Raw genomic sequence first — 8,136 nt, 5'->3', positions numbered from 1 at the left:
ACTAGAATCGCGTCAAAGTATCTCTCGCCATCTCGGACTTGTAGTAAGCATCCGAGGGAGACCGCCGGCAGGTTGGCCTTGAGCGGTTATGGTGGGGTGCGATCGATCTGATCGCTAATGATCTCGCGCAGGTTTTCCAGACCGAAGTCGGTGAAGGCCATGGTCTCGATGCCGTCGACGTCGTAGATCCACAGCTTGCCGTCTTCGGGATCGAGTTGGTCAGATATATCCCACAGCAGGTCTTCGTCGCGGCCTAGAATCTCAGCGGCACGCCGGATCGTAAACACGCGAGTGATGGCGGCCATGGCTCAGGCGGCAGCCGCCTGCAGAGCGCGCTTTTTCCATTCCCAGGGGAGCAACTCGTGCAAGCGGCTCTGCGGCAGCGAGGCGATGCGGGTAAAGACGTCAGCCAGCCAAGCTTGCGGATCAACATCGTTGAGCTTTGCCGTCATGATCAGCGTGAACATGACGGCCGCGCGATCGGCGCCGCGATCGGAACCCGCGAACAGCCATGCCTTTCTGCCCAGGGCCAGGCCTCGCAGAGCACGTTCCGCCGCGTTGTTCGTCAGACAGATCCGACCGTCGTCGATGAACCGGCTGAACTGGCTCCAGCGTTTGAGCATATAGTCGATCGGCTTGATCACGGGCGCCGAGCGCGACAGTCTGGATCGTTGATCATGCAGCCATGCCTCGAGTTCGGCCACGAGTGGCGCACTCTTCTCCTGGCGAATGCGCCGACGCTCGTCGGCGCTCAGCCCATTGATCGTGCGCTCGATGTCGAACAGCGCGTCGATGCGTTGGACAGCCGCCAGCGCGATCGGCGAGATCGCCGTCGCCGATCGTCCTCGTCGGGCGTTCTTGGCGATATCGGCCAGCTCGAAGAACTGCCGCCTGGCGTGCGCCCAACAGAGAGCCGGTGTGATGGGAGCGGGCTTGCGCGCCACCTCGTACAGGCCATTGAAGCCGCTATAGGCATCGGCCTGAAGGATACCGGTGAAGCTTGCCAAGTGGCGCACCGGATGCTCGCCGCGTCGGTCCCGTGAGGCATAGTAAACGGCTGCCGGCGGGGCGGGTCCTGCAAACGGCCGATCGTCTCGGACGTAGCCCCAGATGTGGCCCGTGACCGTCTTGCCTTTGGCCAGGATCGGCACTGTCGTGTCGTCGCCATGCAAGCGCTCGGCCGCCAGAACATGCGCCTCGATCAGGTGATACAGCGGTAAGCCGGCGAAGACCCCGACGCCCACCTGGTCGGCAAGCGTTGAGAGGCTGAGATCGATACCCTCGCACCTGAAGCGCTCGCTCTGCCGATTCAATGGGATATGCTGTCCGAACTTGTCGAACAGGATCGTCGCCAGCAGCCTGGGCCCGATGAAGCCGCGTGGCGTGGCATGGAAGGGCGCCGGCGGCTGGGTGATGGTCTGGCAGGCACGGCACGAGAACTTCTCGCGCACCGTCTCGATCAGCTTCCACCGCCGCGGCACGATCTCCAAGGTCTTGGTCACATCCTCGCCCAGCTTCGACAACTTGGCTGATCCGCAACAGGGGCAGCTCGTCGGCGCGGCAATGACGACCCGCTCGCGTTCGATATCCTCGGGGAACGGCTGGCGGACCATCCGCCGGCGCGTGAAGGACCGAACCGTCTGCGTCTTCTTGGCCGCTTCCTCGGCCGCCAGCTCGTCCTCGGTCGCCGACGCTTCCGCCTCCTCCAACTGCAGCTCAAGTTGATCGAGCAGCCGCTCCTTGCGCTCCGAGCGCTGGCCGTAAAGCTGGCGCCGCAACTTCTCGATCTCCAGCTTCAGATGAGCGATCAGCGCTTCATTACTGGAACGATCTGCCACGGCGTTGGCCGCCTCGGCTTGGGCTTGCGCGGCCGCTGCCTCAGCCCGCTGACGGGCGGCGCGCTCCGCCACCAGCATCGCCTGGGCCGTCGCAAGGTCGGAGGGAAGTGCTTCGGACGCCGCGCTCACGCGACAACAGAATCACATCCTCTCGTCGCCTCAAAGACAAAACCTCATCCCACCGAACTCGGCCGCCATGTCTCTTGGGGATGACGCCAGTCGATACCGGACAGAAGGTAACCTAGCTGTGCAGGCGAGATCGTCACCACACCGTCGGCTGCGCTCGGCCATAGAAAGCGCCCTCGCTCCAGCCGCTTCGTGAACAGGCAGGCGCCTTGCCCGTCGTGCCAGATCACCTTCAACAGACCTCCTCGCCGCCCTCGGAAGCAGAACAGGTGACCGCTCAGGGGATCGCCCCGCAGCACCTCCTGCACCTGCAGCGCCAGCGACGGAAAGCCCTTGCGCATATCCGTGTAGCCCGTCGCCAGCCACACTCGAACGCCAGACGGTAACGGGATCATCGATGCAGCAGCACCCTGATCACGCGCCCCAGCACGGCCGTGTCCACGTCATGGCCGGCGATCAACCGACAGCCACCGGGCAGCTCGATCTCCATCCGGCCCGCAATCGTTACCGCAACGGCCGGCGCGGGCGCGGCGGCTTGCGCCATCCCATCGTTCGCTATCACCGCCGGCACGAACATCGCCGACCCGCCAGCCCCCTGGACCTCGGTCCCGTACCGGCGTCGCCACGTGAACAGCAGGTTCGCATTGACGTCGTGTCGTCTTGCCACCACCGACACCGACGCTCCAGGCTCGAAGCTCTCCGCAACGATCCGGCGCCGCTCTTCCTCAGACCTCCGGCGACGCCGAACCTTGCCGACTTCCGACCCCGATACCTCTGCCATCGCAAGTGTCCATCTGCCTCAAATGGACACCTACATTCTCACCAACTCTTCTCTCTCACCAGGCGGCCTTCCTCGGATGGATACGACTTGTATCCGATGTTGCCGTTCAAGTGTCGTCCAAACGCAACCACGAGGATTGGCAGAGCCAAGAGCGAGGAAATGACCGCTAGCTTTTACTGGAAACTCAGAAAGGATGCGGAACATCAGCGACATTGTGGAGCTTCAGCATCGGAGTTGGATATTCGTGAGCCCGAATTACCCCGCGACCTCCGCCCTCAACAGGCCGACTACATAGTCTACAGCCTCGGCGAGAAATGCGGCGTCATTCGCGACTAGCCAGGAGGTAAGGGCGAACGAAAAATGTGCTTTGCGACTGGAATAGTCGTGGGTGGCGTTCGTCAATTCCTTGACTAGGTCGTGAAGTAATTTCGGTGCATCAACATTAATTTTCCAATCATCAGCGTCGGTCTGCGAGACACCACGATAATACTTCGCGTCACTCCGGTGGTCCGATATCCACTTCTGGACATCCGCGGTCGATACCGTCGGAGTTTTGGCCTCCGCTCCAAGTACAGCGGCAATTGCTTCGGCATGCAGTAAGTAGTTTTCAAAGGTCCGGCGAGGTAGGAACTTAACTAGGCAATTCGATTGTTTTATGAGTTCGGCCCGAAACTCCGCGCTTCGCAACTCCGTATCTAGGCTGATCGCTATCGCTGGCGGCGCAAATGCACTTTGAGTAGACAGTCGTCTATAGATTTTCCAGACCAATTCTGCATTCTTGCGATCTAGATCTCCGGTATTTACGACGGAGACGAAAGCAGTTCGAGCTGGCAACTCCTTGCCTGCTGCCTTTAGCAAAAGTGGAAAACACCTTTCTTCAGTTTTTCCTTCAACCCATATAATTGCGTCATAGCCAAACACATCCGAGATGTGCACACCTAGCTCATCAAACGCGGCACGAATGCCATTAAGAGTATCGCCCGCATATGTTGTTGTTTTACTCGCACCTTCTTCCCATCGTACGACAATCATCGTGTCCGCCTCGGTCGCACCAATTACCGCCGGACTATGAGTGGTAATTATAAACTGATGCATCTCGAAGCTTCGCAGTACTTGCATTAGCACTCGCGATGCGCCTGGGTGCAGAAAGCTATTTGGTTCATCGATAACGATGATTCGGCTACTTTTAGCCGTTACTAAAACAAACAGAATGGCCAGCACTTGACCTATGCCGGTACCGCACTGGTCCAGCGGAATTGCCAGATCACTTCGTTCTTGAGCGTAGCCGCTACTCCAAATCTTGATAATTGCCTCGCCTTTTGCTGGAGGCAGCGTGATTGCTTCGACCTCCGGTAAGACGCGCTGCACAAGTTTTAGATAGCGCTGAAACTGTGCGTGGTTCGATGTGTACAGATAGTGCAAGACCGAGGGAAGATTTGATCCGTCTGTGCTGAGTTCTAACGATTCCTGCATTTGCGCGTTTGCGGGAACCCGACGTTCCGCGCGGAAGACATACACGCTTGCATCAACAGCGGGCCCCAGGACCTCGGAAATGGTGTCTGCGCGATTCCTAATAACTTGATCGATTTGCCAGTTCATCCGGTCTCTATCGGGGACGATTCTGCACGAATAGAAAGTGTCTGATACTACCGTGAAGAGGCCATGAGATGGATATGAAAGTGGCTGCCAAGGGGTCGTGCCGATCTTACGCAGCCGAATATTGTGTTCCTGATTGAAAAATTTACCTTGGATGAACTCCTTTTTTGCGTTTGCGTGTGGGATAACTCTTGCGCGGTCGGCCGGATTGCTAAGTCGAAGCGCAACTACTGTCCCACATTGTGACAACACGGTTTCGTCCACCTCGGCGGGTCTTTGAGATACAAGCATCGCGCCTACGCCATACTTGCGCCCTTCCTTCGCGATTCGCTTCACGATATCGGCTGCGACATTGTTGCTGTCGGTGGCCAAGTATCGGTGAGCTTCCTCCATTACAACAAGAAGGGGGCGCAGAACTCCACCTTCTGTCTTTTCCCGACTCCAAAAGAGTGCCTCGTAAATGATGCGGAGTATTGAACCGATCAAACGAACGAGAACGGAGCTTGGTATTCCTGAAAGATCGAGAATCGTGATCTGCCGATCGTGCCCCAACCACCCTTGGAGGAGGCTGTCCAAATCTTTGTCGACTTCGCCGGAAAGATTTGGCTCCCAAGGGCCAGGGTGCAAAATGAAGTCGTAGCGTCGGTCTAGAAGTCGGGAACGCAGAAGGTTTAAGTGCCGGCGAATTCCTCTTGCTGCTGGATTGAGAAATGGACCGGATGCGCCCATCGCATGAGGTCGATAGCGAGGCGGAGTTAACGTCTCCGCATTGCCAGCACTGTCCAACGCCGGTTGATCTCGTTGGGCTCCGACAAATGTTGCTGTTTCAAAGTCGATAAGATCGAACCAAAGCTTCTTTAAGCTAAATGGGACCGGACTATCTATGGTCAGGGACTCGGGATCCAATCCTGCAAGAGGGCTAAGAGCGATTCGCTGCGCTTTCATATCTTGCAGCTTATCCGCAAAGGCCGTTTCCTGAGTTTCATTGAGATCGCCAGCAACAAAGGCCAGGAGTTCCCCCGCTTCGAGCGCCCAATATGGGACAAACAGCGGGTGCTGTCCGAGGCTAGGTGTAGCGCTGAAGACTTGAGCAATGTCGGACAATGCGGAAGTGTATTCTCCATGAATATCGAGCAGTAGTATTCGAGCTGCTGGCGATCCATTCCCACCGCTAGTCGGCCGGACGATCGAGCGTAAGAGGCTTGCAACAGTGGTTGATTTCCCTGCGCCCGTAGACCCAAGAATGGCAGAGTGCCTAGTAACCAAATTGTCCAATGAGAGCCGAACCACGATGTTTTCGGCACTTGATAGGGTACCAACAGGTACCTGATCATCCCCTCCATAGCCGTAGATGCGATGCAGGTCTGTTTCCGTCACAATATGCACCGCGTCATCAATGCTTGGATGCTGGCTAATTCCGCGCTCAAAACGAGTGCCGATTGCTTCGCCTACAAGTTCAACTCGCATCCATCGCCCGGAGTTTGCTGCCTCAAGGTCATGCTCTGGTGTCGGTGTGGCTCCGATCGCCGACACGATGCCGTATAGGTCTTGGTAGCCTTGTGGGATTCGCACAAAACTCCCGACTTGGCCTACCCGATAGGTATGGCCACTGATGATCGCAAGGCCAGATGCTAGGGATTCGGTCAGTGTAATCGTGACCGACGCACCGGAGACTTCGACCACCGATCCAAGAAATGTAGGATCCGATCCGTTCACGAGGAGCCGCCATAGACGGGCAAAGGTGGTGCGGAATTCGTGGTTAGGTCGGCAGGTCTAGGTCGTTGCAATTCCGTTGCCTGCGCTAACGCACAGAAGCGAGTGAAGCGGGAGAAATCTCCTAGAAGAAATGTTGGAGCAGTATCAGTACCTCTAAGCCCCCAGAAGCTAGCTCGAATTTCCTCCCAGTTTTTCGCGAGCTCTCCTGGTCGCCATATCCCTGATATACCGCTAATAACTGCACCATCCGCCGCATATACGCTCAGATTTGGATGATTGCTTGCCATCTTGAGGACAGGCTCTTCCTTAGCCAACGATTGGTACTGGAAGGCAAAGACAGCGGAGTTCGCATTCATCGCAAGTGCTTCATCCAGGACGGCACAAACATGGGCATCTCGAAATGAGAATCCTGTCGTGAGCAACAGCGCATCGGGCGTTAATAGAAAACGCTTCAGTCGCTCGAATAGCGCGGCATAGGGTTGCTTTTGAGTGAGGTCGTACTTCAAATGATCGGGATAAATGAGCTGTGTCGCATCTTTGCCCCGGCCGCGAACGACGGCGCCGTTCTCAAGCGCCCATCCAAGCGAGCCATGTAGCTTCCAGAGTCTAGACCAGCGAGCCGGGAGGTCGTCTCCAGCAACGGTGACAGGATCAAAGAATGGTGCATTTCCACCTGAGAACCCATCGAAGTAGGGTGCCCTCGCCTGCTCGAAAGCCTCTTCGAATAGAAGGTCGTAGTTGGTCGTAAAGATTTCGACCGCGTGCGTTCGGGTTGTGCTGCTGACCCATGAAATGAGTTCGTCGTAGGCGTTGCGTTCCTTGGGAAGAGTGGCGCTAACTTTCTTGCCGATCTTCTCGGAAATGGACTTACCAAGCCCACCGTAGCCGCTGCTATCGAGGCCATCGATGGTGGTAGACCCAAGTGCAGCTTCCCGCAGTCGTACGAGTGACAGAATTTTTTCTATGTTTGCATTTATCCCGAGCTCGTCTCGGATTTTCCTGGCGGCGGCATGTTCGGCGCCTTGGAGGTCTGCCACGACCTCGTTCGTAAGGTCATCGACTCCTGGTATTAGCGGCTTCCCGGAACTACTAATGCATCCGCTCTTATCGACACGAATGGCAAGCGGAGCACCCGCGCCTACCAGCAATCCGATACGTTTTCTTCCTTGTGAAAGGATTTGCCGCAGGTCCGACATAAACTGGTCTGGATTGTGTACGGAATCCAAGTTCCATCCCCGGTATTGGCCCCAACGGCAACAATGCCACATCAAAATGTGCCTTCACAACCTGCAGTCGGCGGTCGAGCGCTGTTTGGCCAGTGGTCCCGCCCGACACTTCGGGCTTGGTCATCGACAATCCCCCAGCGCCGACGCGGCTGGGCTATCAACACGAAGCCATCCCGATCGTTGGCAGGCAGCCGGCAACAACTGCGGCTCCGTCTCCTGGCCAAGCTAGAGGATGAAAAGCCAAGTGGCGTTGGTGTGGACTGTGACCACTACATTCTGGAAGTCGTTGTCGCCGACCGGGTTCTGAAGGTTTTCGAAGCCGATACGCAGATTGACGCGAGACACAGGACGGGCGTCGCCCTCAAGTCGAACATAATGACAGCAAGGCCACCGCTCCCGGCGGCCGTTCGCTCGGCTCAAGGCGAAGTGCCGACACGTAATAGGCTAGTACGAGACCCCGTGGGCGCGGTGACGTTCATTCTTGTCGTCGTCGCGCCAATCAGCGCCGAAACAGCCTGCCGAGGTTGTCGAAGAATTCTTCGAAATCGTTGCGCGGGCGCCGAGGGGCCGCCGCGGTGTTGCTTGCATACCTGTTGCCGGAATAGCGCTGCGGCGGCGGAGTCTCCTGGCGCAGCTGCGCGAGCAGGCTGCCGTCGATGGCGCCCGTCGCTTCCAACCCGCGCGCCCGCCGGTACTGCTGGGCGGCGTTCTCGGTGAGCGGGCCGACGATGCCGTCGACCGGGCCGGGATTGAATCCCATGGCGCGCAGCCGGCCTTGCATCTCGCGCACCGCGGCGGTCGGCATCTGCGCGACCGCAGCGCCCGGGTCGGGCGCGGCCTGCGCTGCGACAGC

Annotated in this window: 6 protein-coding genes and 1 pseudogene; all 7 read right to left on the bottom strand. The window is 57.8% G+C overall.

What is annotated here, in order from left to right; genetic code table 11:
• Positions 1-86: 86 nt before the first annotated feature.
• On the bottom strand, positions 87-305 hold the full coding sequence (locus K2Y56_RS25970) for a hypothetical protein (protein WP_292514934.1): 219 nt from the start codon (positions 303-305) through the stop codon (positions 87-89).
• 3 nt (positions 306-308) lie between these two features.
• A complete protein-coding gene (locus tag K2Y56_RS25965; protein ID WP_292514936.1) occupies positions 309-1,916 on the bottom strand; it encodes an IS66 family transposase in 1,608 nt (535 codons plus the stop codon).
• A 95-nt stretch (positions 1,917-2,011) separates the two neighbouring features.
• Positions 2,012-2,359 carry an IS66 family insertion sequence element accessory protein TnpB gene (gene tnpB / locus K2Y56_RS25960; protein WP_292514932.1) on the bottom strand — a complete coding sequence of 116 codons (348 nt, stop codon included), beginning with the start codon at positions 2,357-2,359 and terminating at the stop codon, positions 2,012-2,014.
• A 215-nt stretch (positions 2,360-2,574) separates the two neighbouring features.
• A pseudogene (locus K2Y56_RS26640) lies at positions 2,575-2,745 on the bottom strand (transposase); the annotation flags it as partial.
• A 255-nt stretch (positions 2,746-3,000) separates the two neighbouring features.
• Positions 3,001-6,057: a helicase HerA-like domain-containing protein gene (locus K2Y56_RS25950; RefSeq protein WP_292514928.1), complete on the bottom strand. Its 3,057-nt coding sequence runs from the start codon at positions 6,055-6,057 to the stop codon at positions 3,001-3,003.
• A complete protein-coding gene (locus K2Y56_RS25945) occupies positions 6,054-7,094 on the bottom strand; it encodes an SIR2 family protein (protein WP_292514926.1) in 1,041 nt (346 codons plus the stop codon). The genes K2Y56_RS25950 and K2Y56_RS25945 overlap by 4 nt, the downstream gene beginning before the upstream one ends.
• 688 nt (positions 7,095-7,782) lie before the next feature.
• The coding region (locus K2Y56_RS25940; protein ID WP_292514924.1) for a peptidoglycan-binding domain-containing protein at positions 7,783-8,136 on the bottom strand (354 nt) is incomplete at its 5' end.

Source organism: Methylobacterium sp. (genome assembly GCF_019745455.1).
GTDB lineage: Bacteria > Pseudomonadota > Alphaproteobacteria > Rhizobiales > Beijerinckiaceae > Methylobacterium.
Note: the sequence above shows the minus strand (reverse complement) of the source record. Positions and strands in the feature narration are given on the sequence as shown.

Coding starts and splice junctions, on each gene's coding strand:
- K2Y56_RS25965 (WP_292514936.1), bottom strand. CDS start 1,916: ATGCTGGTGGCGGAGCGCGCCGCCCGTCAGCGGGCTGAGGCAGCGGCC.
- K2Y56_RS25970 (WP_292514934.1), bottom strand. CDS start 305: ATGGCCGCCATCACTCGCGTGTTTACGATCCGGCGTGCCGCTGAGATT.
- tnpB (WP_292514932.1), bottom strand. CDS start 2,359: ATGATCCCGTTACCGTCTGGCGTTCGAGTGTGGCTGGCGACGGGCTAC.